Source organism: Cupriavidus sp. SIMBA_020 (genome assembly GCF_046535395.1).
GTDB classification, from domain to species: domain Bacteria; phylum Pseudomonadota; class Gammaproteobacteria; order Burkholderiales; family Burkholderiaceae; genus Cupriavidus; species Cupriavidus campinensis.
Genome location: NZ_JAWRWU010001065.1, coordinates 1 through 256, shown reverse-complemented (window position 1 = coordinate 256; position 256 = coordinate 1). Strand labels below are relative to the sequence as shown.

At 68.0% G+C, this 256-nt stretch carries 1 pseudogene; it reads right to left on the bottom strand.

What is annotated here, in order from left to right:
- Positions 1-151, bottom strand: a pseudogene (locus SB751_RS32760) (aspartate aminotransferase family protein); the annotation flags it as partial.
- Positions 152-256 lie beyond the last annotated feature (105 nt).

Sequence of the window (256 nt, the reverse complement as noted above, 5' to 3'; positions counted from 1 at the left end):
GCACGCCGAACAGCAGATGCTGCGCCGCTTGCGCCGACAACGCCTGCGATGCCGGACGCGCGGCGACAAACGCGTCGCGCTCGCGTGCCAGCACGCGCCGCGCGCGTTCCCGGTTCACGCCGTGATTCTGCGAGGTTGGCCTGTCCTGCATGGGCGCTCCTGAGTCCTGTTGGGTTCGGAGCCATCCTCGCATGGCCGGCGTACGTTCGACAATTCGGTCAAATAGCCTATGCCGTCCGGCCGATGGGCACGCTCC